General features: G+C 55.4%; 25 protein-coding genes and 1 pseudogene. 24 read left to right on the plus strand and 2 right to left on the minus strand.

Annotation, left to right across the window (positions count from 1 at the left end; genetic code table 11):
- The 7 genes from ENTHG_RS26270 to ENTHG_RS01535 form a co-directional block, all read left to right on the plus strand.
- Nucleotides 1-700, plus strand: a 700-nt coding sequence (locus tag ENTHG_RS26270; protein ID WP_145973658.1) for an RHS repeat-associated core domain-containing protein, incomplete at its 5' end; no start/stop codon positions are given.
- Nucleotides 701-708: 8 nt separating this feature from the next.
- Nucleotides 709-1,215: a hypothetical protein gene (locus tag ENTHG_RS01515; protein WP_044172721.1), complete on the plus strand. Its 507-nt coding sequence runs from the start codon at nucleotides 709-711 to the stop codon at nucleotides 1,213-1,215.
- Between the two features lie 154 nt (nucleotides 1,216-1,369).
- Nucleotides 1,370-1,891: an RHS repeat-associated core domain-containing protein gene (locus tag ENTHG_RS25385; protein ID WP_145973633.1), complete on the plus strand. Its 522-nt coding sequence runs from the start codon at nucleotides 1,370-1,372 to the stop codon at nucleotides 1,889-1,891.
- Nucleotides 1,888-2,100 carry a hypothetical protein gene (locus ENTHG_RS01525; RefSeq protein ID WP_044172726.1) on the plus strand — a complete coding sequence of 71 codons (213 nt, stop codon included), beginning with the start codon at nucleotides 1,888-1,890 and terminating at the stop codon, nucleotides 2,098-2,100. Before ENTHG_RS25385 ends, ENTHG_RS01525 begins: the two co-directional genes overlap by 4 nt.
- A gap of 433 nt (nucleotides 2,101-2,533) precedes the next feature.
- Nucleotides 2,534-3,025, plus strand: a complete 492-nt coding sequence (locus ENTHG_RS23920) for a hypothetical protein (RefSeq protein WP_071825784.1) — start codon at nucleotides 2,534-2,536, stop codon at nucleotides 3,023-3,025.
- A complete protein-coding gene (locus ENTHG_RS01530) occupies nucleotides 3,022-3,435 on the plus strand; it encodes a hypothetical protein (protein WP_044172729.1) in 414 nt (137 codons plus the stop codon). The genes ENTHG_RS23920 and ENTHG_RS01530 overlap by 4 nt, the downstream gene beginning before the upstream one ends.
- A gap of 27 nt (nucleotides 3,436-3,462) precedes the next feature.
- Nucleotides 3,463-3,966, plus strand: coding sequence for a hypothetical protein (locus ENTHG_RS01535; protein WP_489884333.1), 504 nt, complete (start codon nucleotides 3,463-3,465; stop codon nucleotides 3,964-3,966).
- An 87-nt stretch (nucleotides 3,967-4,053) separates the two neighbouring features.
- Here the strand turns inward: ENTHG_RS01535 and mnmC are convergent, their stop codons facing one another.
- Nucleotides 4,054-6,051 (minus strand): bifunctional tRNA (5-methylaminomethyl-2-thiouridine)(34)-methyltransferase MnmC2/FAD-dependent 5-carboxymethylaminomethyl-2-thiouridine(34) oxidoreductase MnmC1, encoded by a 1,998-nt coding sequence (gene mnmC / locus ENTHG_RS01540; RefSeq protein WP_044172734.1) that lies wholly within the window; start codon nucleotides 6,049-6,051, stop codon nucleotides 4,054-4,056.
- 159 nt (nucleotides 6,052-6,210) lie between these two features.
- Between mnmC and fabB the strand changes: the two genes are divergently transcribed.
- The 3 genes from fabB (at nucleotide 6,211) to ENTHG_RS01555 (ending at nucleotide 10,475) form a co-directional block, all read left to right on the plus strand.
- Entirely contained in the window at nucleotides 6,211-7,428 is a 1,218-nt protein-coding gene (gene fabB, locus ENTHG_RS01545) for a beta-ketoacyl-ACP synthase I (RefSeq protein WP_044172736.1), read from the plus strand.
- A 209-nt stretch (nucleotides 7,429-7,637) separates the two neighbouring features.
- Nucleotides 7,638-8,813: an MFS transporter gene (locus ENTHG_RS01550; protein ID WP_044172738.1), complete on the plus strand. Its 1,176-nt coding sequence runs from the start codon at nucleotides 7,638-7,640 to the stop codon at nucleotides 8,811-8,813.
- Nucleotides 8,814-9,044: 231 nt separating this feature from the next.
- Nucleotides 9,045-10,475 carry a 6-phospho-beta-glucosidase gene (locus tag ENTHG_RS01555; protein ID WP_044172739.1) on the plus strand — a complete coding sequence of 477 codons (1,431 nt, stop codon included), beginning with the start codon at nucleotides 9,045-9,047 and terminating at the stop codon, nucleotides 10,473-10,475.
- A gap of 77 nt (nucleotides 10,476-10,552) precedes the next feature.
- Here the strand turns inward: ENTHG_RS01555 and flk are convergent, their stop codons facing one another.
- Nucleotides 10,553-11,560: a flagella biosynthesis regulator Flk gene (gene flk, locus ENTHG_RS01560; protein WP_044172740.1), complete on the minus strand. Its 1,008-nt coding sequence runs from the start codon at nucleotides 11,558-11,560 to the stop codon at nucleotides 10,553-10,555.
- 113 nt (nucleotides 11,561-11,673) lie between these two features.
- On the opposite strand from flk, the gene pdxB reads away from it, so the two are divergent.
- The 14 genes and pseudogenes from pdxB to hisM all read left to right on the plus strand — a co-directional run bounded on the left by pdxB (nucleotide 11,674) and on the right by hisM (nucleotide 24,897).
- Nucleotides 11,674-12,810: a 4-phosphoerythronate dehydrogenase PdxB gene (gene pdxB / locus ENTHG_RS01565; protein WP_044172741.1), complete on the plus strand. Its 1,137-nt coding sequence runs from the start codon at nucleotides 11,674-11,676 to the stop codon at nucleotides 12,808-12,810.
- A 61-nt stretch (nucleotides 12,811-12,871) separates the two neighbouring features.
- Nucleotides 12,872-13,885: an aspartate-semialdehyde dehydrogenase gene (locus ENTHG_RS01570; protein WP_044172744.1), complete on the plus strand. Its 1,014-nt coding sequence runs from the start codon at nucleotides 12,872-12,874 to the stop codon at nucleotides 13,883-13,885.
- Complete coding sequence (truA, locus tag ENTHG_RS01575; protein ID WP_044172747.1) at nucleotides 13,885-14,697, plus strand: tRNA pseudouridine(38-40) synthase TruA; 813 nt, start codon at nucleotides 13,885-13,887, stop codon at nucleotides 14,695-14,697. Before ENTHG_RS01570 ends, truA begins: the two co-directional genes overlap by 1 nt.
- Before the next feature lie 25 nt (nucleotides 14,698-14,722).
- On the plus strand, nucleotides 14,723-15,382 hold the full coding sequence (locus tag ENTHG_RS01580) for a DedA family protein (protein WP_044172749.1): 660 nt from the start codon (nucleotides 14,723-14,725) through the stop codon (nucleotides 15,380-15,382).
- Nucleotides 15,383-15,485: 103 nt separating this feature from the next.
- Entirely contained in the window at nucleotides 15,486-16,400 is a 915-nt protein-coding gene (gene accD / locus ENTHG_RS01585) for an acetyl-CoA carboxylase, carboxyltransferase subunit beta (RefSeq protein ID WP_044172750.1), read from the plus strand.
- 68 nt (nucleotides 16,401-16,468) lie between these two features.
- A pseudogene (gene folC, locus ENTHG_RS01590) lies at nucleotides 16,469-17,738 on the plus strand (bifunctional tetrahydrofolate synthase/dihydrofolate synthase).
- Nucleotides 17,728-18,399 carry a cell division protein DedD gene (dedD, locus tag ENTHG_RS01595; protein ID WP_044172752.1) on the plus strand — a complete coding sequence of 224 codons (672 nt, stop codon included), beginning with the start codon at nucleotides 17,728-17,730 and terminating at the stop codon, nucleotides 18,397-18,399. Before folC ends, dedD begins: the two are co-directional and overlap by 11 nt.
- A 227-nt stretch (nucleotides 18,400-18,626) precedes the next feature.
- Nucleotides 18,627-19,115, plus strand: coding sequence for a colicin V production protein (cvpA, locus tag ENTHG_RS01600; protein ID WP_044172754.1), 489 nt, complete (start codon nucleotides 18,627-18,629; stop codon nucleotides 19,113-19,115).
- A gap of 20 nt (nucleotides 19,116-19,135) precedes the next feature.
- A complete protein-coding gene (gene purF / locus ENTHG_RS01605; RefSeq protein ID WP_044172755.1) occupies nucleotides 19,136-20,653 on the plus strand; it encodes an amidophosphoribosyltransferase in 1,518 nt (505 codons plus the stop codon).
- Between the two features lie 98 nt (nucleotides 20,654-20,751).
- The gene (locus ENTHG_RS01610) at nucleotides 20,752-21,324 is read left to right on the plus strand and encodes a UbiX family flavin prenyltransferase (RefSeq protein ID WP_044172757.1); all 573 of its coding nucleotides are present in this window, start codon (nucleotides 20,752-20,754) and stop codon (nucleotides 21,322-21,324) included.
- Nucleotides 21,325-21,598: 274 nt separating this feature from the next.
- Nucleotides 21,599-22,381 (plus strand): lysine/arginine/ornithine ABC transporter substrate-binding protein ArgT, encoded by a 783-nt coding sequence (gene argT / locus ENTHG_RS01615; protein ID WP_044172760.1) that lies wholly within the window; start codon nucleotides 21,599-21,601, stop codon nucleotides 22,379-22,381.
- Nucleotides 22,382-22,633: 252 nt separating this feature from the next.
- Nucleotides 22,634-23,416, plus strand: a complete 783-nt coding sequence (gene hisJ / locus ENTHG_RS01620; RefSeq protein WP_044172763.1) for a histidine ABC transporter substrate-binding protein HisJ — start codon at nucleotides 22,634-22,636, stop codon at nucleotides 23,414-23,416.
- A gap of 84 nt (nucleotides 23,417-23,500) precedes the next feature.
- Nucleotides 23,501-24,187 carry a histidine ABC transporter permease HisQ gene (locus tag ENTHG_RS01625; protein ID WP_044172766.1) on the plus strand — a complete coding sequence of 229 codons (687 nt, stop codon included), beginning with the start codon at nucleotides 23,501-23,503 and terminating at the stop codon, nucleotides 24,185-24,187.
- A complete protein-coding gene (hisM, locus tag ENTHG_RS01630) occupies nucleotides 24,184-24,897 on the plus strand; it encodes a histidine ABC transporter permease HisM (RefSeq protein ID WP_044172768.1) in 714 nt (237 codons plus the stop codon). Before ENTHG_RS01625 ends, hisM begins: the two co-directional genes overlap by 4 nt.
- The last annotated feature ends 6 nt before the right edge of the window (nucleotides 24,898-24,903 follow it).

The raw sequence follows: 24,903 nt of genomic DNA on the forward strand, positions 1-24,903 counted from the left end.
GTACGATGCTTACGGCCAGGTGAGTGACGAGTGGTTTTTAACGGATTATGATACAAATGAACGGCTGCTGAGCTTCCGTAACCCGCTGCGTTTTCAGGGACAGTACGAGGATGAGGAGTCGGGGCTCTTTTACAATCTGAACCGGTATTACGACCCGACCCTGGGGCGGTATATTACGCAGGATCCGATAAGTTTAGAAGGCGGCTTAAATCTCTACGCTTACGTTGACGGTAATCCCATTGGTTGGATAGATCCCCTTGGATTGAAAGGGGGGCCGGGTTTTGAGAAAAAACCAGAAGGAGATCGAACTCCTGAACCAGAAATCAAAAAGCCAAAAGACAATGTTTATATACCAAGAGATAGTGATGGTAACCCGATTCCTTTAGATAAACAAAAAATCGAGGGGCAAGATATTCCGTTACCTCATCCTGATGCCGAAGGACGAGCGCATACTACTTTAGGAGGGAAAGTGAGTACAAAAACTGGAGAAGTATATCGCCAGAGTGCTGAATTCCCAGCAGATACATGGCCATTGGCTGATGGTAAACCTGTACCATTAAGTGAAGTTCATTGGGGTGATCATGGCACGCCTCATCATCACCCCTATAATCCACATCAACATCCCTTTATCTTCAATGGAAAAATTTGGTTGAGAGCAAAAAGCAACCAAACATTGCCCTTTAATGCTAAACCAAGGTGATATAGTTTATGGATATCTTTGTTGACATACTACTGCCTAAAAGAAATGACAAATTGTTTGAATTAGAGGAGCAGTACCATATGTGGGGTGATGAAAAATTTCCTTGTGCTCCTCGTGAGTTCAAGTGGAAAAATTCGCTTTCTTTTGTGATGGAAGATATACATCCCCCTTATGAAAGAATAATTCCAGATTATATATCAATTGATAACTATTATATCTATTCTCTAAATGATGATGTCATCTATGAATGGGAGGCGAATATCAACATGAAATCAAAATGTAATAACATGTTTAAAAAATTCATACTGGATTACTTACCAAAAATGGAATCATGGGGATTAGCCATTTCATTTGATGAAGATATTATAGATGGTATTGATGATTTTTTATTAATAAATAATGAAAATGAACTAGTTCTCAATATAGAAAACTCTATTCGCTGGGATAACGCTCGGGGATTTATAGGATATAAAATGGATTACGATATAGGATGCACCATATCGGGAAGAACGTGAGTTAGAAATATTGGAACGCTGATCTGAGTTTGTCAGAGGCAACTGGCATAAAAACTATGGTGAGCGGTGGGTTGATTGTGGCCGTTTCGTCAACCTGAACCGCCATTACGAATCCACCTTGGGATTGTATATTACGTAGGATCCGATATGAGTAATGGGGGGACTGAATCTTTATCTCTATGTTGAGAATAACCCCATCCGTTACCTTGACCCTACAAGCCTGAAAGGACTTCCGGGATTCGATTCTCATCCAACTGTACTGGAAGAGATAGCACCTGTGGATGATCTTCTCTATGGTCTCAGATCTGGCGAAGGATTACCGGGGCGTGATGGTATTGCTCTCCCCAGAAGACCAACAGCACAAGAACTGGAACTTCTTAGTGAAAAGCATGGGGTAGAATTTGCGGTAACGTACAAATACGGACCGGGTCCAAACGGTGCAGGTGGGCAATATTTTCTGCATTCAAGGGAACGAATTAAGGTAGGGTTTTCACTGGAAAAAGACAGGATGCTGATTTATCACACGCATCCCGGTGGAACTGCTTATGCCAGTAGTGCAGATATGGATGTATTGCTCCGTTTGCGTAAAATAGGCTCACCTCAAAGAAGTTCCCAAATAGTGCCGTCAGGTAAAGATGTAATACGATTTAATGAAAATAATCGGAGATTTGAATGAGTATTGAACTAAAAGAATGGGATTTTTTATGGGATGGTTCAGAACCAGGATGGGTCATCTCTAATCTTGGCACGGATGAGAATCCGCGGTATTCATTTTTTAATGAAATAACAAATCATGTGCTATTAATAGAAATCGAAGATGAAGATTATCATCTTTTAATCGACGTAATGATGAAAAAAGGAATGAAAATAGTAAAAGATGTTTAATTTTATATTATTTTTTCATAGATGCACTGTTGAGAATAGTAGCTCAGACTAACAAGGACGAGCTGCATACTCGGAATGATTATGGCAGGTTGCGTTAATATAAGCACCCGCCATTCGCTGCATTTTCAGGGATAATACTAAATAGTTGCGCCTAATACCGCTATACTTGTCATTTATTGAGATGTGGTAGTTACGAAAGAGCAATATATAGCAAGTCTGATTTAGTGCCACTTAGCGGATAGAATCGCTTAATCCCTTTCCCTTAAGGTGTAGCAAAAAGTGTAGCACTGTTCCGCGCAGCTGTTCAAGATGATAAGTCGGGCTCTTTTACAATCTGAACCGGTATTACGACCCGACCCTGGGGCGGTATATTACGCAGGATCCGATTAAGCTGGTCGGAGGGCTGAATTTCTATCAGTATTGCCCTAATCCGGTGAGCTGGATTGATCCTCTGGGCTTAAAAGGGCTGCCGGGTCAGAAGACTGATTCACCTGCCGGGGACAGAGCGCCTGAGCCAGCGACGGCTGCAAACGGTTCATTTAACTGGGAGAATTATAATGACATCCCTGAATTACCTGATGCAGCGCCTGGGGAATATGTTTATCGAGGCGTACACCGGGGGCATCCGGATGCTGATAACAATATTAAAGGCCAAGTGAACCCTGGAGATGTAAATTCCGAAATTTCTCCGGAAGAGCATAATTTTGGAAATGTTTCTGGTAATAGCTCTTACACTTCTTGGACAGATGATCCTGACGTGGCAAGGAATTTTTCTGGGCCCGATGATATAATTTTAAGGGTAAAAACAGGTGCTCCTAAAGAAAAGGATTTATGGTCTTGGGAATATTCTATTGATGATTGGCTTGAGCGAGAAATTCTTTTGAAGGGACCAAGGGACGGAGATGTAGAGGTGTTTAGACCATGATGAATCTAGAGAAACTATTGGTTTTTTTAAATGGCTATGATGATAAAGTTATTGTTTCAAAGTTGTCTTACTTAAATAGGAGTTGTAATAAAAGTGAAAATATCGCAATAAAGGTATGTAACCGATCGCGCAGTTTGTTTATATTGAAGGCTCATGAGGCTTTGGCGCAAAAAAGTGGTCTTGAAAGATATGGTCTACAAAATACTATTAATAAATTAGAGGCGATGGATGTTGAAAATATAACATTGGCTTTATTTCGGGACGATAGTTATCATGCTGAATTTTATTTTGATGTTTGCTGTAGTGGTTTGATTTCAATTGTTTTAATTAAATCCAGAAAAAAACCAAGGTGGAAATTGAAAAGGAGCTTAAGCGTTCTAATAAAAATTGATAACAGAGACGATGGTTAAATCTTTAAAAGATTATACCTATTAGTAATTTCGCCGTACGACACCCGCCCCGCGCAGAAAACGGAGACGTTTCATTACGACCCCTGCGGCAACCGTATCACCGCAGAGGACGCGGAAATGCTGCCGCCGGGCGCAGAGGGTCCGCTGCCCCCGGCAAAAGGCAACCGCCTGCAGCGTTACGGCCGGCGCCGCTTTGAGTATGACCGGTTCGGCAACCTGACCCGGGAGTGGATGGAGGGCAACGGCGTTGCCGCCAGCTATGACTATGACTGCCGCCACCGGCTGATAAGGTTCACCTCGCCGTACGGGGAGGTGACGACCTACACCTACGACGCGTTCAACCGGCGGACCCGTAAAACCCGCAATGGCGTACTGACGGAGTTCATCTGGCAGGGCAACCGGCTGGAGGCGCAGACGCGTGACGGCGAGCGCGACTGGCAGACGTTTATTTACGAGCCGGGCACCCACCGCCCGCTGGCGGTGGTGAACGAGTATAATGTAGCCATTCGTACGGGCTTTCCTTTTAGCTAAAGCAAAGGGAAAGCAATTCGTATCAGGCTGAAATCGAATTTGTATAGCGATCATTAAGACGCCATCAGAAACAACGAAGCCCACCTTTCACTTCACCCTCTTCCCCTTCAACAGTTTCCTTACCCATAGCCGGTTCGGGCTCATTGCCGCAAGCGTTGCGCCGTCGAGCGGTATTGGCTCTTCGCTCATTTGCGATGCCAGAATCTCTGCGGCCAGGGGGGCGCTACAGAGGCCGCGGGAGCCGAGTGCGCCAATGATAAACAGCTCGGGGAAGACCGGCGCGCTGGCTGCTTCTTCATGCGCGTTGGCCAGATCGGCATATGCGGTGAGGGTGGCACTATAATCGGCGACATTACCTACTACGGGCAGATGGTCGCGCGTGGCGCAACGCACGCCGCAGCGCGCATCCCCCGCGCTTACATCGACCTCTTTGGGCCATTCGGCATCCGGGAAACAGTTCAGCAGCCGTTCCCGGTTCTGCTGCTGATCCTCTTCGCTGTAGGTGACATCTGCCTGCCCACGATGATAACTCGCGCCAATACAGTGGTGCTGATTAGCGGGGTTTTGCGGCGTCAGGTAGCCGTCATAGCAGAGCACCTGGCGTAGCGCGCTAAGAACGGGGGTCGTGGGAATATGGCTGACCTGGCCGCCGACCGGGTAAACCGGCAGGTTTTCTGTCTGCATAAACTGGTTAACCGCGTGCCCGTTGGCCAGCACCACGCAACGGTGCTGCTTTGCGCCCTGTGCAAATTCAAGCGTCCAGTTCTCTTCCCGGCGCACAATACGTTCTGCTTTATGCTGATAATGCACCTTCAGCCCCTGCTGTACGGCCAGATCTATCGCTGCTGCCGTGAGCTCAGCGGGGCAGAGCCAGCCGCCTGCGGGGTAGTGAATGCCAGCGCAATGCGTCTCCACTCCTGTAAGGGCTAACACCTGCCCGGCATCCACCGGCTGCGCCAGGCTGTCTGGCAAGCTGAGCGAAAGCATCTGCGTAATCTTCCGGGCGCTTTTCTCGTCGTAACCTAACTGCGTCACGCCACACCAGTCATGGTCGAAGCGCACGGGCAGAGAATCATACAGACGGCGCGCGAAGGTAAACGCCGCCGGGAAAAACTGGCTCAGCGCCGGATCGTGAGCGCTCAGAAGCGGATAGAGCGCCCCCTGACGATTGCCGGAAGCGCCCTGAGCCGGTTTATCGTCAGCGCAATATAACGTGACCTGCCAGCCCCGGCGCAGCAGCGCCAGCGACAACAGCGCGCTGGCGACGCCGCCGCCGATAATGGCCGCTTCACGCGCGGCTGTGCCGGTTCGCGCAAACCAGGGGGCGTGCGGGGCAGGGCGCTCGCCCTTTTCGAGTACGCCGGTCAGCATCTCCCGCTTGCGGCCAAACCCCTTCCGCTTTTGCATAGTGAAGCCCGCTTCCTGCAACCCCCGGCGGACAAAACCCGCGGAGGTAAAGGTCGCCAGCGTGCCGCCTGGACGTGCCAGCCTTGCCATGGCGGCAAACAGCTTCGGCGTCCACATATCGGGGTTTTTAGCTGGGGCGAAACCGTCCAGAAACCAGGCGTCCACCTGCTGGTTGAGGGAGTCGTCCAGCGTATCGGTCAGGTCATTGATATCGCCAAACCACAAATCCAGCGTGACGCGGCCTTCGTCCAGCACTATACGGTGGCAGCCGGCAATAGCTATTGGCCACTGCTGCTGCAACTGCCCGGCATACGCGGCGAGTTCCGGCCAGTGCTGATGCGCCAGGATAAGGTCGGCCCTGGTTAACGGGAATTTCTCAAAACTGAAGAAATGTAACCTTTGCAGGGTAGCTTGGGGGTGAGCGGCGCGAAAGGCGTCAAACGCCTGCCACAGGGTCAGGAAATTAAGCCCGGTACCAAAGCCGCTCTCCGCAGCTACCAGTAGCGGGCGACCGTGGGTGGTAAACCGTTCCGGCATACCGTTGCCGCCAAGAAAAACGTAGCGGGTCTCTTCCAGCCCGTTGTCGTTAGAGAAATAGACATCATCAAAATCTCGGGAAACAGGTGTACCCTCAGCGTTGAATTCAAGGTTGGCGGATTGTATCGCGGTATGTTTCACGTAAGTTACTCGTCGCACAGGCTGTGCCGCGATCTTAGCGATGTGTGCCTGTCGGCGCAAATTTACACGCGTTTTGGCTGATCGGACTTGTTCGGCGTACAACTGTACGCTATCTTGCCACACGAAAACTTAAATTAGTGCGACTTACAGGGGTATTGAATGAAACGTGCAGTGATTACTGGCCTGGGCATCGTTTCCAGCATCGGTAATAACCAGCAGGAAGTCCTGGCATCTCTGCGTGAAGGGCGCTCCGGGATCACTTTCTCTCAAGAGTTTAAAGATTCAGGAATGCGTAGCCACGTGTGGGGGAACGTCAAACTGGACACCACGGGTCTGATTGACCGTAAAGTGGTTCGTTTCATGAACGATGCCTCTATTTACGCCTTTCTCTCTATGCAGGAAGCCATCGCAGATGCCGGTCTGAGCGCAGAGATGTATCAGAACAACCCGCGCGTTGGCCTTATTGCTGGCTCCGGCGGCTCCTCTAAAGCGCAGGTATTTGGCGCGGACGCGATGCGTAGCCCGCGCGGCCTGAAAGCGGTGGGGCCTTATGTGGTAACTAAAGCGATGGGTTCGGCGGTTTCTGCCTGCCTTGCGACCCCGTTCAAAATCCACGGCGTTAACTACTCCATCAGCTCCGCCTGCGCGACCTCCGCACACTGCATCGGTAACGCGGTAGAGCAGATCCAGCTGGGCAAACAGGACATCGTGTTTGCGGGCGGCGGCGAAGAGCTGGGCTGGGAAATGGCCTGTGAGTTCGACGCCATGGGCGCGCTCTCCACCAAATATAACGAAACCCCGGACAAAGCCTCCCGTACCTATGACGCGAACCGCGACGGTTTCGTGATCGCTGGCGGCGGCGGTATGGTCGTGGTTGAAGAGCTGGAACATGCCCTGGCGCGCGGCGCGCATATCTATGCGGAAATCGTCGGCTACGGCGCGACGTCCGATGGCGCCGATATGGTTGCGCCGTCTGGCGAAGGCGCGGTGCGCTGCATGAAGATGGCGATGCACGGCATTGATACGCCGATTGACTACCTCAACTCCCACGGCACCTCTACCCCGGTTGGCGACGTGAAAGAGCTGGGTGCGATCCGTGAAGTGTTCGGCGATAACAGCCCGGCTATCTCCGCGACCAAAGCGATGACCGGCCACTCGCTGGGCGCCGCAGGCGTGCAGGAAGCCATTTACTCCCTGCTGATGCTGGAGAACGGCTTTATCGCGCCGAGCATCAACATTGAAGAGATGGACGAGCAGGCGGCGGGCCTCAACATCGTCACCAAAACGCAGGAAGCGACGCTGACCACCGTGATGTCCAACAGCTTCGGCTTTGGCGGCACCAACGCGACGCTGGTGATGCGCAAGCTGCAGGGCTAACCCTGCGTAGCCTGGATAAGGCAGCGCCGCATCCGGGAGTCCGGGGTGCGCGTACGCTTACCCGGGCTACAAAATGTGCGACGATGTGGTTTTCGTAGCCCGGATAAGGCAACGCCGCATCCGGGATATATCGTCACATCGCTTCGTTAAGAGTCGAGGAGCCGAAAGGCTCCTTTTTTACGCTTTCAACTCTGCTACTGGAATAAGAGATGGCAGAACTCACTCAAACACCCAAAAAGAGCACGGCGAATCTGTCGCTGTTTCGTATCGCGTTTGCGGTATTCCTCACTTACCTGACCGTTGGTCTGCCGCTACCGGTGATTCCGCTGTTCGTGCACCATGAGCTGGGGTATGGCAACACCCTGGTCGGCGTGGCGGTGGGCATTCAGTTTCTCGCCACCGTGTTAACCCGCGGCTATGCAGGAAGGCTTGCCGACCAGTATGGCGCGAAGCGTTCCGCCCTGCAGGGGATGTTCGCCTGCGCGCTTGCTGGCGTTGCATGGCTGCTGGCGGCGCTGCTGCCGGTATCCGCGCCGGTGAAATTTGCGCTGCTGGTGGTGGGCCGTCTGATTCTGGGCTTCGGCGAAAGCCAGCTCCTGACCGGCACGCTCACCTGGGGAATGGGGCTGGTGGGCCCCGCGCGCTCCGGCAAGGTGATGTCATGGAACGGGATGGCCATTTATGGCGCGCTGGCGGCAGGCGCGCCGCTGGGGTTACTGATCCACAGCCGCTTTGGCTTCGCGCCGCTCGCCGCCATCACCATTGCGTTGCCGTTGTTCGCATGGGCCTTCAACGGCACGGTGCGTAAGGTGCCCGCGCATAAAGGGGAGCGCCCCTCGCTGTGGAGCGTCGTCGGTCAAATCTGGCCGCCAGGGCTGGGCCTTGCGCTACAGGGAGTGGGGTTTGCGGTAATCGGCACCTTTGTCTCGCTCTATTTTATGAGCCGGGGCTGGGCGATGGCTGGCTTTACGCTTACCGCTTTTGGCGGCGCGTTCGTGCTGATGCGCGTACTGTTTGGCTGGATGCCGGACCGCTTTGGCGGCGTTAAGGTTGCCGTCGCCTCTCTGGTGGTAGAAACCGGCGGCCTGCTGCTGCTCTGGCAGGCGCCCGTCGCCTGGGTGGCGTTGCTCGGCGCGGCGTTAACCGGCTGCGGCTGCTCGCTTATCTTTCCGGCGCTGGGGGTGGAGGTCGTGAAACGCGTACCTGCGCAGGTGCGTGGCACCGCCCTTGGCGGTTACGCGGCGTTTCAGGATATCTCCTACGGCGTTGCCGGGCCGCTGACCGGCCTGCTTGCCACCTCCTTCGGCTATCCCAGCGTATTTCTCGCCGCCGCGGCCTGCGCGCTGGCGGGTATTGTGGTCACGCTGGTTTCATTCCGGCAATAAAAGTCAGCGGCCTGTATTATGCAGGCCGCTTTTGCGCTAGTACGAAATAGCATTTTTTACGACTTTTAATATCGCAAAATAAACTCCAGCCCACAGAAAAAACAGCCTGTTTTATTGCTGTAACTTATTCCGTCAATATAACTTTTTGCATTATTCTCAACCCGTTATTGTGCTGATATAGTCACTTTATTACCGACGTGATTCTTTATCCTGATAATAAAGGAGAGACGGATGCCAGGTTTTAAAGCAGATTTTCTGTGGGGCGGCGCGGTTGCGGCGCATCAGCTGGAAGGAGGATGGCAGGAGGGCGGCAAAGGCGTCAGCGTCGCCGACGTGATGACCGCCGGGGCGCACGGCGTGCCGCGAGAAATTACCGACGGCGTACTGCCCGGTAAAAACTACCCGAATCACGACGCCATCGACTTTTACCATCGCTACAAAGAGGACATAAAACTTTTTGCCGAAATGGGCTTTAAATGTTTTCGCACCTCAATTGCCTGGACGCGAATATTTCCTAAGGGAGATGAAGCGGAACCCAACGAGGCTGGCCTGCAATTCTACGACGATCTGTTCGATGAATGTCTGAAATATAATATTGAGCCGGTGATAACCCTGTCGCATTTCGAAATGCCCTATTATCTCGTCACCGAATATGGCGGCTGGCGTAATCGTCAGGTTATCGACTTTTTTGTTCGCTTCGCCAAAGCCGTTTTCACCCGCTATAAAAGCAAGGTGAAATACTGGATGACCTTTAACGAAATCAATAACCAGGCAAATTTCCACGAAGATTTCGCGCCATTTACCAACTCCGGGCTGAAATACAAACCCGGTGAAGATCGTGAACCCGTGATGTACCAGGCGGCGCACTACGAGCTGGTGGCCAGCGCCCTGGCGGTTGAGGCGGGGCATGCTATCAATCCTGATTTTCAGATTGGCTGCATGATTGCCATGTGCCCCATCTATCCGCTGACCTGCGACCCGGATGACATGATGATGTCGGTGGCGGCCATGCACCGCCGTTACTGGTTTACCGACGTCCACGTCCGCGGCTATTACCCGCGCCATATCCTCAACTATTTCGCCCGCAAAGGTTTTAACCTGGATATTACCGACGAGGATAAACAGATCCTGACGCGCGGCTGCGTGGACTATATCGGCTTTAGCTACTATATGTCTTTCGCCACCAAAGCCACCGCCGACAACCCGCAGTTCGATTATGACGAAACCAAAAGCCTGGTGAAAAACCCCTACGTGAAGGCTTCCGACTGGGGCTGGCAGATTGACCCGGTGGGGCTGCGCTATTCACTTAATTATTTCTACGATCGCTACCAGCTGCCGCTGTTTATCGTGGAGAACGGGTTTGGCGCTATCGACCGCAAAGAGAGCGACGGCAGCGTTAACGATGACTACCGCATTGCGTACCTGCAAAGCCACATCCGGGAAATGAAAAAGGCAGTGGTGGAGGATGGCGTGGATCTGATGGGGTATACCCCGTGGGGCTGCATCGATCTGGTGTCCGCTGGCACCGGGGAGATGAAAAAACGCTACGGATTTATCTATGTCGATAAGGACAACGACGGCAACGGCACCCTTGAGCGCAGCCGTAAAAAATCATTCTGGTGGTATCAGAAGACGATTAAATCCAACGGCGAAGAGCTGTAAACACGCGTTCCCGGCTGCGGCGCAAAACGCGACTTATCCGGGCTACGACACGACAAACGTAGCCCGGGGAAGCTGCCCTATATCACCAGCCAGATCAGCGCGAAGGCGACCACCAGCGCAATCAACATCAGTCCGGGGCGCGCGGAGAGGCTCCTCACGCTCTCGACCAGCGGCGCGAACAGCGGGTTGTAGATGGGCTGAATGTTGCGGATCTCCAGCACGTCATGCGCCCGCTCGGCCCGCCGCAAAAATACCTGATGAAGAATATCCTGCACCTGGGCGGTGGTCAGTACGGTTTGCGGCGTGGCCTGCCACTGCTGCTGCGCGTAGTTATTCAGATCCTGCCACTCTCGTTCGTCCAGCGGCTGCTTAAGGGCAACCTGCACGCTCTGCAGGGTGGGGGAGGTTTGCAGGCTGAGCGTCTGGCGCGCCTGTAACCAGGTCATCAGATGGGCAAAATGTTTAGCTGGGATAAGCTCTACCGTCTTCACCCCCGACAGCTCCATCATCGACTGCCAGATAAGCTTGCCGGACTCGCCGGTAGCGGCGGCAAGCCGGGTGACGGCCTGGTTAAGCGAGTTATGTTCCGCAGGCAATAACGGGCGCTCTGTCGCCGGGCGTATCTGCGGTTGCGGAATCGCTATCTGGTTGTTTTGCAGCAGCGTCAGCACCGTTTTCAACTGCTCGGGCGTGAGCTGGCTTAGCGCCGTCTGCCCGAACTGCTGGCGGATATAGTCGCTGACCGCCTGACGATTGTTGCCGTGGTTGAGCAACTCTGTAAGCCGGGAGATAACCTGCCGGGTCGTGTGGTTCTGGCTGGCCGTTTCCAGACGCTGGTTAAGGTTCTGCTCAGCGGCCGGAAAATGGCGCGACTGTAACGGCGCGTCGCTCTTGATGCCCAGGTCGTGTTTTACGCCAGCCCATACTTCTGCGCTCTGCTGCTGTGTCAGCGCCACCAGACGGGTAATCAGGCGCTCCAGAACGGTACGCTGAACGGTGGATAACGGCTGCTCTCCGGCAGCCTGAGTACCAGGCGTGGAGTCCTGGCCGGGAGGGCGTGCAGGCGCGCCCTGTATGGGTTGCATCATCAAAATCCTCTGGGTCTTGCGGGTCGTGAACTGGCATTGCGGGTATGCCTGGCCGCGAGATTATGGCACACTTAAAAGCTTAACTCCCGTTCTCAAACCGGTACTGTAACGTGAAAATCCTTGTTGATGAAAATATGCCCTACGCTGGCGAATTATTCCGTCGCCTGGGGGACGTCAGGGCTGTGCCTGGCCGTCCGGTTCCCGCAGGGGAATTAACCGACGCGGACGCGCTGATGGTGCGTTCGGTGACGAAAGTCAATGAAGCGCTGCTCAACGGTACGCCCGTGAAATTCGTCGGAACGGCGACGGCCGGCACCGATCATGTTGATGAGCAGTGGTTGCGGCAGGCGGGCATCGGTTTTTCCGCCGCGCCGGGCTGTAATGCGATTGCGGTGGTGGAGTATGTTTTTTCTTCTCTGCTGATGCTGGCCGAACGCGATGGTTTTTCTCTGCGCGACAGAACGGTGGGCATCGTTGGCGTGGGCAATGTGGGTGGTCGCCTGCAGGCGCGGTTAGCGGCCTGGGGCGTGCGTACGCTGCTGTGCGATCCGCCGCGCGCCGACAGGGGCGATGAGGGCGATTTCCGCACGCTGGACGAACTGGTGGCTGAGTGCGATGTGCTGACGTTCCACACGCCGCTGTTTAAAGACGGGCCTTATAAAACCCTGCACCTGGCGGATGAGGCGCTGATAAGCCGTCTTAAGCCGGGCGCGATTCTGATTAACGCCTGCCGCGGGCCGGTGGTGGATAACGCCGCGCTGCTGCGCCGCCTTGAGGCAGGGCAGGCGCTAAACGTGGTGCTGGATGTCTGGGAACCGGAGCCGGATCTCAACGTGGCGCTGCTTTCGCGGGTGGATATCGGTACTGCCCACATCGCAGGCTATACCCTTGAGGGCAAGGCGCGCGGCACTACTCAGGTGTTCGAAGCCTTCTGCGAATTTCTTGGCCAGCGGCAGCAGGTGGCGCTCGACACGCTGCTTCCCGCGCCGGAGTTTGGCCGCATCACCCTGCATGGGGCGCTCGATGAGCCCACCCTCAAAAGGCTGGTGCATTTAGTGTATGATGTGCGCCGCGATGACGCGCTGCTGCGTAAGGTCGCAGGCGTGCCGGGCGAGTTTGATAAGCTGCGTAAGCACTATCTTGAACGTCGCGAGTGGTCGTCATTGTATGTTCAGTGCGACGACCCGCAGGCTGCGGATTTACTGCAAAAACTGGGCTTCAACGCGACGCATCACCCGGCTCGTTAATACCATCTTGCTGCTGCCTGCCGGATGTTCCGGCGGGCACTTTTTTTCTGGAGTAACCACCATGTCTGAAGGCTGGAATATTGCCGTACTGGGCGCCACGGGCGCTGTCGGAGAAGCCTTGCTCGAAACGCTTGCGGAACGCGCGTTCCCGGTGGGCGAACTGTATGCCCTGGCGCGAAACGAAAGCGCGGGCGAGAACCTGCGTTTTGCCGGTAAAACGGTGCGCGTGCAGGATGCGGCTGAATTTGACTGGACGCAGGCGCAGCTGGCGTTTTTCGTCGCCGGCGCGCAGGCCTCCGCTGACTATATTGAAGAGGCGACCAACGCCGGATGCCTGGTTATCGACGCCAGCGGCCTGTTTGCGCTGGAGCCGGACGTGCCGCTGGTCGTGCCGGATGTAAACCCCTTCGTGCTGGCGGACTACCGCAACCGCAACGTCATTGCCGTGCCGGACAGCCTCACCAGCCAGCTGCTTACCGCCCTTAAGCCGCTGATTGACGAAGGCGGCCTGTCACGCATTACCGTCACCAGCCTGATGTCGGTCTCCGCGCAGGGCAAACAGGCGGTGGACGCGCTGGCCGGACAGAGCGCCAAACTGCTTAATGGCATTCCCATCGATGAAGACGACTTCTTTGGCCGTCAGCTGGCGTTCAACATGCTGCCGCTGCTGGCCGACCGGGAGGGGAGCGTGCCGGACGAGCGCCGTATCGTCGATCAGGTGCGTAAAATCCTCCAGGACGAGGGGCTGATGATCTCTGCAAGCTGCGTGCGTGCGCCGGTCTTTTATGGCCATGCGCAGATGGTGAGCTTTGAGGCGCTGCGCCCGCTGGCGGCAGAAGAGGCCCGGGATGCATTCTCCCGCGCGGAGGACATTGCCCTTTCCGAAGAGCAGGCCTTCCCAACGCAGGTGGGCGACGCCTCCGGTAGCGCGCACCTTTCCGTTGGCTGCGTGCGTAACGACTACGGTATGCCCGAGCAGGTTCAGTTCTGGTCGGTGGCGGATAACGTCCGTTTCGGCGGCGCGCTGATGGCGGTAAAAATCGCTGAAAAACTGGTGCAGGAGTATCTGTACTGATGTCGGATGTTGAGGAAAAGCCGCGTCTGAAAATCGCCCTCGGCATTGAGTACGACGGCAGTAAGTACTATGGCTGGCAGCGGCAGCAGGAAGTGCGCAGCGTGCAGGAAAAGCTCGAAAAGGCGCTTTCGCAGGTGGCCAACGAGCCGGTCACGGTGTTTTGCGCCGGGCGTACGGACGCTGGCGTACACGCGACCGGGCAGGTGGTGCACTTTGAAACCAGCGCGCAGCGTAAAGACGCCGCCTGGACGCTGGGGGTAAATGCGAATTTACCTGGAGACATCGCGGTGCGCTGGGTGAAGAATGTTGCCGATGATTTTCATGCCCGATTTAGCGCCACGGCTCGCCGTTACCGCTACGTCATCTACAATCATCGTTTGCGCCCGGCGGTGTTAAGCCAGGGCGTAACCCATTATCACCAGCCGCTGGATGCAGAGCGGATGCATCGCGCGGCGCAGTGTTTGCTGGGCGAGAATGACTTCACCTCCTTCCGGGCGGTGCAGTGTCAGTCTCGCACGCCGTGGCGCAATATCATGCATATCATGGTGTCGCGCTACGGGGCCTATGTGGTGGTAGATATCAAAGCGAACGCCTTTGTCCATCATATGGTGAGGAATATCGTCGGTAGCCTGATGGAGGTGGGTGCCGGGAACCAGCCGGAGAGCTGGATAGCAGAGCTACTGGCGGCAAAGGACAGGACGCTTGCAGCAGCAACGGCGAAAGCGGAAGGGTTGTATCTGGTCGCGGTGGATTATCCCGCCCGGTTCGGCCTGCCCGATGCGCCAATGGGTCCGCTGTTTCTCGCGGACTAGTCGCACTTAACCTGGCAAAGATAATATGGACGCAATACGCTTTATTATTGATTTCATCCTGCACATCGATATTCACCTGACTGAACTGGTCGCCCAGTACGGGATCTGGGTCTACGCGATCCTGTTTCTGATTCTGTTCTGCGAAACCGGGCTGGTGGTGACGCCCTTTTTACCGGGGGATTCGCTGCTGTTCGTCGCAGGCGCGCTGGCGGCGCTGCCCAGTAACGATCTCAACATTGTCATTATGGCGCTGCTGATGATCATCGCCGCGATAGCAGGCGATGCGGTGAACTATACTATCGGGCGGCTGTTTGGTGAAAAGCTGTTCAGTAATCCTGACTCGAAAATTTTCCGCCGCAGTTATCTGGATAAAACGCACGCGTTTTACGATAAGCACGGCGGTAAGACCATCATTCTTGCGCGCTTCGTGCCGATTGTCCGCACGTTTGCGCCTTTTGTGGCGGGAATGGGGCATATGTCCTATCGTCATTTTGCCGCGTATAACGTGATTGGCGCGCTGGTTTGGGTGCTTTTATTCACCGGTTTTGGCTACGCGTTTGGCAATTTGCCGGTCGTGCAGGAATATTTGAAACTCATCATCGTAGCGATAATTATTCTGTCGGTACTGCCCGGTGTGTTTGAAATTATCCGCCACCGCCGTGCGGCGACGCGGCAGGTAAAATAAGAGGTCTTCCGCGGTTCGACCACTTTTTTATCCCATGTTGCGAACCGTTATGTTTTAATGTGCCCCATTTATGGGCTACCAGGTTCATGTATAAAGGTTATCGATGAGCTGGATTGAACGAATCAAAAGCAATATTACCCCCACCCGTAAGGCAAGCATTCCTGAAGGGGTGTGGACGAAATGCGACAGCTGCGGCCAGGTGCTCTACCGCGCCGAGCTGGAGCGTAACCTTGAGGTCTGCCCGAAATGTGACCACCACATGCGTATGTCAGCGCGTAATCGCCTGCATAGCCTGCTGGATGAAGGGTCGCTTGTAGAGCTGGGCAGCGAGCTTGAGCCGAAAGATGTCCTCAAGTTCCGTGACTCCAAAAAATACAAAGACCGTCTGGCGACGGCGCAAAAAGAGACCGGCGAAAAAGACGCGCTGGTGGTGATGAAAGGCACCCTGCACGAGATGCCGGTTGTGGCGGCAGCCTTTGAGTTCGCTTTCATGGGCGGCTCGATGGGCTCCGTGGTCGGCGCGCGTTTCGTTCGCGCGGTAGAGCAGGCGCTGGAAGACAACTGCCCGCTTATCTGCTTCTCCGCCTCCGGCGGCGCGCGTATGCAGGAAGCGCTGATGTCCCTGATGCAGATGGCGAAAACCTCTGCGGCGCTGGCGAAAATGCAGGAGCGCGGTCTGCCGTATATCTCTGTGCTGACCGACCCGACCATGGGCGGCGTATCTGCCAGTTTCGCCATGCTGGGCGACCTGAACATTGCAGAACCGAAAGCGCTGATCGGCTTTGCCGGCCCGCGCGTTATTGAGCAGACCGTCCGTGAAAAGCTGCCGCCGGGCTTCCAGCGCAGTGAGTTTCTGATCGAGAAAGGGGCGATTGATATGATCGTTCGCCGCCCGGAAATGCGCCTTAAACTGGCGAGCATCCTGGCGAAGCTGACCAATCAGCCCGCGCCGAACCCGGATGCCCCGCGTGAAAGCGTGGTGGTGCCGCCGGTGCCCGATCAGGAAACCGAAGCCTGATAATACGAAGGGCAGGCCAGCACGGCGCTGCCCTTTTGTTTTTCACATCGTCAAAACCTACGGGCATCATGGAAACTAAACGCGCTTTGCAAGCCACGTCGCCCCTGGCCGCGTGGCTTTCTTATCTGGAAAACCTGCACAGTAAAACCATCGATCTCGGCCTTGACCGCGTAAGCCTGGTCGCCGCGCGTCTGGACGTGCTGCGTCCGGCGCCTTTTGTGTTCACCGTGGCGGGCACCAACGGCAAGGGGACGACCTGCCGCACGCTGGAGTCCATTCTGCTGGCCGCCGGGTTGCGCGTGGGGGTCTACAGCTCGCCGCATCTGGTGCGCTATACCGAACGCGTGCGCGTGCAGGGCGCTGAGCTTAGCGAGGGCGCTCACACCCAATCCTTCGCCGAAATTGAGGCGGCGCGCGGCGACACCTCGTTAACCTATTTTGAATACGGCACGCTCTCCGCGCTGTGGCTATTTAAGCAGGCGCAGCTGGATGTGGTCATCCTGGAAGTGGGCCTTGGCGGACGACTGGACGCCACCAATATTGTCGATGCCGATGTCGCGGTCATCACCAGTTTCGCTCTCGATCATACCGACTGGCTGGGGCCGGACCGGGAGAGCATCGGGCGTGAAAAAGCCGGCGTGTTCCGCGCGGGCAAGCCAGCCGTCGTCGGCGAGGCCGATATGCCGCAGACCATCGCCGATGTCGCCGCAGAGAAAGGGGCGCATCTGCTGCGTCGCGGCGTTGACTGGCGTTATGATGTGGAGCCGGGGCAGTGGCGCTTTCGTGACGGGCAGGGTGAGCTTACCGGCCTGCCATTGCCGCAGGTGCCGCAGCCCAATGCCGCCACCGCGCTTGCCGCGCTGCGCGCAAGCAGGCTGCCGGTCAGCGAGCAGGCGATACGCGACGGCATCGCGTCGGCGATTCTGCCGGGGCGTTTTCAGACGGTGAGCGTTAATCCGCGCCTGATTCTGGATGTGGCGCATAATCCCCATGCGGCGGCCTACCTTGCCGGGCGGCTGGCGGCAGAGCCGAAACGCGGGCGCGTGCTGGCGGTTGTCGGCATGCTGCATGATAAAGATATCGCCGGTACGCTCGCCTGTCTGGAGCCTGTTGTCGATAGCTGGTATTGTGCCCCGTCTGGAAGGGCCGCGCGGCGCGACCGCTGAAGCGCTGATGGCGCATCTGTCCAACGGGACGGCGTATCCGCACGTCGCGCAGGCCTGGCAGGCGGCGATGGCGCAGGCCGCAGCCGAAGATACCGTGCTGGTGTGTGGATCGTTCCATACGGTGGCGCATGTCATGGAAGCGATGGAAGCGGGGAGAGCAGGTGGCGAGTAAGTTTCAGAACCGTTTGATGGGCACGATTGTGCTGGTTGCGCTCGGGGTGATTATTCTTCCCGGGCTGCTGGACGGGCAGAAAAAACATTATCAGGATGAGTTCGCCGCTATTCCGCTGGTGCCGAAGCCGGGGGATCGCGATGAGCCGGATATGATGCCAGCGGCAACCCAGGCGCTGCCTGCCCAGCCGCCGGAAGGGGCGGCGGAAGAGGTGCGGGCCGGCGACGCCGCCGCACCATCGCTGGATGCATCCCGCCGGGCGGTTAACGGCGCGACCACGCCGGACGTTACGCTGTCCGCGCAGGCGGAACCGCCAAAACAGGTCGAAAAAGCTAAAGCGCAGCCGCAGCGGGATAAACCCGTAGCCCAGGCGGCAACGCCGCCTGCCGAGTCGCCGGCTGAAAAGGCCGCGCCGACAGGCAAAGCCTATGTCGTGCAGCTTGGCGCGCTTAAAAATGCCGATAAGGTCAACGAGATCGTCGGCAAGCTCCGCGGCGCGGGTTACCGCGTTTATACATCGCCGACCACGCCGGTACAGGGTAAAATCACCCGCATCCTGGTGGGGCCGGACGCCTCGAAAGATAAGCTGAAAGGCTCTCTTGGCGAGCTCAAGCAGATTTCCGGGCTGAGCGGCGTGGTAATGGGCTACAGCGCGAACTGATTACGCTCCTCACCCTGACTTCCCTCTTAAGGCGAGAAGTCGGGGCGGGGAAAGCGCAGCGTCAGGACTAAAAAACGCCCGTAGAGGCTAACGAACCGGTGGCGTTGGATATTTTTTCAGCGCCATTTTTTATTTACGCGCGGGAAGGAAATCCCTACGCAAACGTTTTCTTTTTCTGTTAGAATGCGCCCCGAACTGGATGACAGGGCGTAAATCGTGGGACACATATGGTCTGGATTGATTACGCTATTATCGCGGTAATTGGTTTTTCCTGTCTGGTTAGCCTTATCCGCGGCTTTGTTCGTGAAGCGTTATCGTTGGTGACATGGGGTTGTGCTTTCTTTGTCGCCAGCCATTACTACACTTACCTGTCAGTCTGGTTCACGGGCTTTGAAGACGAACTGGTGCGCAATGGGATAGCCATCGCCGTACTGTTCATCGCGACGCTGATCGTTGGCGCTATCGTGAATTTCGTGGTAGGCCAGCTTGTGGAAAAAACCGGCCTGTCGGGTACTGACAGGGTGTTGGGGATCTGTTTTGGCGCCCTTCGCGGAGTGCTGATCGTCGCCGCCATTCTGTTCTTTCTCGATACCTTTACTGGCCTGTCAAAAAGCGAAGACTGGCAAAAGTCGCAGCTTATCCCGCAATTCAGCTTCATCATCAGATGGTTTTTTGACTATCTGCAAAGTTCGTCTAGTTTCTTGCCCAGGGTTTAGCTCTTAACGAGGAAAGACGTATGTGCGGTATTGTCGGTATCGCCGGTGTTATGCCGGTCAACCAGTCGATTTATGACGCGTTATCGGTGCTCCAGCACCGTGGCCAGGATGCCGCAGGCATCATCACGATTGATGCGAATAATTGTTTCCGTCTGCGTAAAGCGAATGGTCTGGTGAACGATGTTTTCGAAGCCCGCCATATGCAGCGTTTGCAGGGCAACATGGGAATTGGCCACGTTCGTTACCCGACCGCAGGCAGCTCCAGCGCCTCCGAGGCGCAGCCTTTTTATGTCAACTCGCCTTACGGCATTACCCTTGCCCATAACGGCAACCTGACCAACGCCCATGAGCTGCGCAAAAAGCTGTTTGAAGAGAAGCGCCGCCATATCAATACCACCTCAGATTCTGAAATCCTGCTCAATATCTTCGCCAGCGAGCTGGATAACTTCCGTCACTATCCGCTGGAAGCCGATAACATTTTCGCGGCGGTAGCGGCGACCAATCGTCTGATTCGCGGCGCGTATGCCTGCGTAGCGATGATTATCGGCCACGGCATGGTGGCGTTCCGCGACCCTAACGGCATTCGTCCTCTGGTGCTCGGCAAGCGCGATATCGGCGATGGCCGCACCGAGTATATGGTCGCTTCGGAAAGCGTGGCGCTGGATACGCTGGGCTTTGAGTTCCTGCGGGATGTCGCGCCTGGCGAAGCGGTCTATATCACGGAAAAAGGCCAGCTGTTCACCCGCCAGTGCGCCGATAACCCGGTCAGCAATCCGTGCTTGTTTGAGTACGTCTACTTTGCTCGTCCGGACTCGTTTATCGACAAGATTTCCGTCTACAGCGCCCGGGTGAATATGGGAACCAAACTCGGCGAGAAGATTGCCCGCGAGTGGGAAGATTTGGATATCGACGTGGTAATCCCGATCCCGGAAACCTCCTGCGATATCGCGCTGGAAATCGCCCGCATTCTGGGTAAGCCGTACCGTCAGGGGTTTGTGAAAAACCGCTATGTTGGCCGCACCTTTATCATGCCGGGCCAGCAGCTGCGCCGGAAGTCGGTGCGCCGCAAGCTGAACGCTAACCGCGCCGAGTTCCGCGATAAAAACGTGCTGCTGGTGGATGACTCCATTGTGCGCGGCACTACCTCTGAGCAGATCATTGAGATGGCGCGCGAAGCCGGCGCGAAGAAGGTCTATCTGGCTTCCGCAGCGCCGGAAATTCGTTTCCCGAACGTCTACGGTATCGACATGCCGACCGCCAATGAGCTTATCGCCCACGGTCGTGAAGTGGACGAGATTCGCCAGCTTATTGGCGCCGACGGGCTGATTTTCCAGGATCTCAACGATCTCATTGACGCCGTGCGCGCCGAAAACCCGGATATTCAGCAGTTCGAATGTTCGGTGTTCAACGGTGTTTACGTCACCAAAGACGTCAACCAACAGTACCTCGATTATCTCGATTCCCTGCGTAATGACGATGCGAAAGCGGTAATGCGCCAGAACGAAGTGGAAAACTTAGAGATGCACAACGAAGGGTAATTCGTTATCGCCCCCTCTGGATGGAGGGGGCGCATGTCAGTTGCAACTCCCGCCATATTCCGGCAAAGTCTGGCTCTGTTTGTACAAAGGCGACGGAAATGAAACGACTTATCGTGGGGATTAGCGGTGCCAGCGGCGCCATCTATGGCGTGCGTTTATTGCAGATATTGCGCGACGTGGCAGAGGTTGAGACGCATCTGGTGATGAGCGCCGCCGCCCGTCAGACGCTGACCCTTGAAACCTCCTTTTCGCTGCGCGAAGTGCAGGCGCTCGCCGATGTCACCCACGACTCGCGCGATATTGCCGCCACCATCTCCTCCGGCTCCTTTAAAACCGCCGGCATGGTTATTCTGCCCTGCTCGATCAAAACGCTGTCAGGCATTGTGAATAGCTACACCGATAGCCTGCTGACGCGGGCGGCGGACGTGGTGCTAAAAGAGCGTCGCCCGCTGGTGCTCTGCGTGCGGGAAACCCCCCTGCATCTCGGTCACCTGCGGTTGATGGCCCAGGCGGCGGAGCTGGGTGCGGTCATTATGCCGCCGGTGCCAGCCTTTTATCACCAGCCGTCAACGCTTGATGATGTTATCAACCAGACGGTAAACCGGGTGCTCGATCAGTTCGCTATCGACCTGCCGACCGATCTGTTTACCCGCTGGCAGGGCGCAAAATAGTGCGCGATTTGGTCTGATGCCCTTTTTTAGGGCATTTTTGTAACCGCGATCATATCCTCAACATTTAATCTTCCTTTTCACCCCTTAACGCTCTGGTTCGTTCTGCCGGGGTGCTATCTTTCACTCAATGGAATAACTTGCAACGTTTTGTTAACAAAATTGAGCAAGCCTCAGGATTTTCAACCTGGCATAAGACATGCAAGTAAGACATGCAAGAGAGTAAGTAGCAACACACAACGCACACCATAAAAAACAGAACACTTGAGGGTATTGTATGAAGAAGACGGTTATTGCTCTGTCTTTACTGTTGGGGCTGTCTGCGGCATCCAGCGTTTACGCAGCGCTTCCGCAGACTGTGCGCATCGGCACGGACGCAACCTACGCGCCTTTCTCTTCTAAAGATGCGAAAGGGGAGTTTGTCGGTTTTGATATCGATCTGGGTAATGAAATGTGCAAGCGCATGCAGGTGAAATGCACCTGGGTAGGCAGCGATTTCGACGCCCTGATCCCCTCTTTGAAAGCGAAGAAAATCGACGCGATCATCTCTTCTCTCTCTATTACCGAAAAACGCCAGCAGGAGATCGCCTTCTCAGAGAAGCTCTACGCTGCGGATTCACGCCTGATTGCGACGAAAGGCTCGCCGATTCAGCCGACTATTGATTCCCTGAAAGGCAAACACGTCGGCGTTCTGCAGGGCTCCACTCAGGAAGGCTATGCCAACGATAACTGGCGCAGCAAAGGCGTGGACGTGGTGGCCTATCAGAACCAGGATCTGATCTACTCTGATCTGGCGGCAGGTCGTCTGGACGCGGCTTTCCAGGATGAAGTTGCCGCCAGCGAAGGCTTCCTCAAACAGCCTGCCGGGAAAGAGTTTGCTTTTGCCGGCCCGTCGGTAAAAGACAAAAAATACTTTGGCGACGGTACCGGTATTGGCCTGCGTAAGGACGATACCGAGCTGAAAGCGGCATTTGATAAGGCCTTTGACGAACTGCGTAAAGATGGCACCTACGACAAAATGGCGAAGAAATATTTCGACTTTAACGTCTACGGTGATTAAGACAGCCTGTCTGTAAGGGTAACCGGTGCGCCAGCGTGGGATTTTCATCATGGTGCAGCGGCAGGGGTGATGTGCCAGAATGGTGCGGTCGATGCACCATTCTGGCGCAACGGTGCATAATTAAGCAGAATATATGCAAAAAAAGGCGTCGACAGGGCAGAATGCTTTGCCTTGCCGGGGCATCTAATGGCACGATAGCGACACCGTATTCTTAATAAATCCCTTAGAAAAGACAGACTGTTGAGGATAATGATGAAAAAACTGGTTTTATCACTTTCTCTGGTACTCGCTTTCTCCAGCGTTTCCAGCGCATTCGCAGCAATTCCGCAAAAACTTCGTATCGGCACCGATCCCACTTATGCTCCCTTTGAATCGAAAAATGCCCAGGGTGAGCTGGTGGGTTTTGATATCGATCTGGCGAAAGAGCTGTGCCAGCGTATTAAAACCCAGTGCGTATTCGTTGAAAACCCGCTGGATGCGCTGATCCCTTCGCTGAAAGCGAAAAAAATCGATGCCATCATGTCATCCCTGTCAATTACTGAAAAACGTCAGCAGGAGATCGCCTTTACCGACAAGCTCTACGCCGCGGATTCCCGCCTGGTGGTGGCAAAAGATTCTGATGTCGTCCCTGACCTGGCGAAGCTGAAAGGCAAGCGTATCGGCGTGCTGCAGGGCACCACCCAGGAGACCTACGGTAACGAGCACTGGGCGCCGCAGGGTATCGAAATTGTCTCCTATCAGGGGCAGGATAATATCTATTCTGACCTGACGGCTGGCCGCATCGATGCCGCCTTCCAGGATGAAGTGGCCGCCAGCGAAGGCTTCCTGAAAACGGCGATGGGTAAAGACTACAAATTTGGCGGACCGTCCATCAAAGACGAGAAGCTGTTTGGCGTCGGCACCGGTATGGGCCTGCGGAAAGATGACGTTGAGCTGCGCGAGGCGCTGAATAAAGCCTTCGCCGACATGCGCGCTGACGGAACTTACGAGAAGCTGGCGAAAAAGTATTTTGATTTTGATGTGTATGGTGGTTAACACCCCACGTGTTTAACGCGCGACCCCTCCCGCTGCGGGAGGGGAAGAGACGCGGCAGACGCACTCTAAGACAGGACAGGCTGCATGCTGTACGGGTTTTCTCAAGTAATATTCCAGGGCGCGCTGGTTACGCTGGAGCTGGCTATCAGCTCGGTGATACTGGCGGTGCTGATTGGCCTGGCCGGTGCGGGGGCGAAGCTCTCCAGAAATCGCCCGCTGGCATTAATTTTTGAAGGCTACACCACACTGATCCGCGGCGTGCCCGATCTGGTGCTGATGCTGCTTATCTTTTACGGACTGCAAATTGCCCTGAACGGCCTGACCGACATGATCGGTATGGATCAGCTTGATATCGATCCGATGGTAGCGGGCATTATCACGCTCGGCTTTATTTACGGCGCCTACTTTACCGAAACCTTTCGCGGCGCATACATGGCGGTGCCAAAAGGGCATATTGAGGCCGCAACCGCCTTTGGTTTCACCGCATCGCAAACTTTTCGCCGCATTCTCTTTCCGGCTATGATGCGCTATGCGCTACCGGGCATCGGCAATAACTGGCAGGTGATCCTGAAAGCAACCGCGCTGGTGTCGCTGCTGGGGCTGGAAGATGTGGTCAAGGCCACCCAGCTTGCCGGAAAAAGCACCTGGGAGCCGTTTTATTTCGCCGTGGTCTGCGGCCTGATTTACCTGGTATTTACCACTGTCTCCAATGGTGTACTGCTGCTTCTTGAACGCCGCTACTCCGTGGGTGTGAAGAGGGCTGACCTGTGATTGAGATTATTCAGCAGTACTGGCAATCCCTGCTGTGGACCGACGGTTATCGTTTTACCGGCGTGGCGATCACGCTGTGGCTGTTGATCTCCTCGGTGGTCATGGGGGGGATTCTGGCGCTGTTCCTCGCCATTGGCCGCGTCTCCAGCAACAGATTCATTCGCTTTCCCATCTGGCTGTTTACCTATATTTTCCGCGGTACGCCGCTCTATGTGCAGCTGCTGGTCTTTTACTCCGGGATGTACACCCTGGAGATAGTCAAAGGCACCGAACTGCTCAACGCCTTTTTCCGTAGCGGCCTGAACTGTACGGTGCTGGCGCTGACGCTGAATACCTGCGCCTACACTACCGAGATTTTTGCCGGTGCTATTCGTTCGGTCCCCCACGGTGAAATAGAAGCCGCCCGCGCCTATGGCTTCTCGTCCGTGAAGCTGTACCGCTGCATTATTTTGCCGTCGGCGTTGCGTATCGCGCTGCCAGCCTACAGCAACGAAGTGATTTTAATGCTCCACTCTACCGCGCTGGCCTTTACCGCCACGGTGCCGGATCTGCTTAAAATCGCCCGTGATATTAACTCCGCCACTTACCAGCCGTTTACCGCGTTCGGCATTGCGGCGGTGCTCTATTTAATAATTTCTTATGTCCTGATAAGCCTGTTCCGCAAAGCGGAGAAACGCTGGCTACAGCATGTGAAGCCTTCGACGCACTGAGAAAAA

Origin of the sequence: Phytobacter massiliensis JC163, from assembly GCF_000321045.1 — a bacterium.
Lineage (GTDB): Bacteria > Pseudomonadota > Gammaproteobacteria > Enterobacterales > Enterobacteriaceae > Phytobacter_A > Phytobacter_A massiliensis.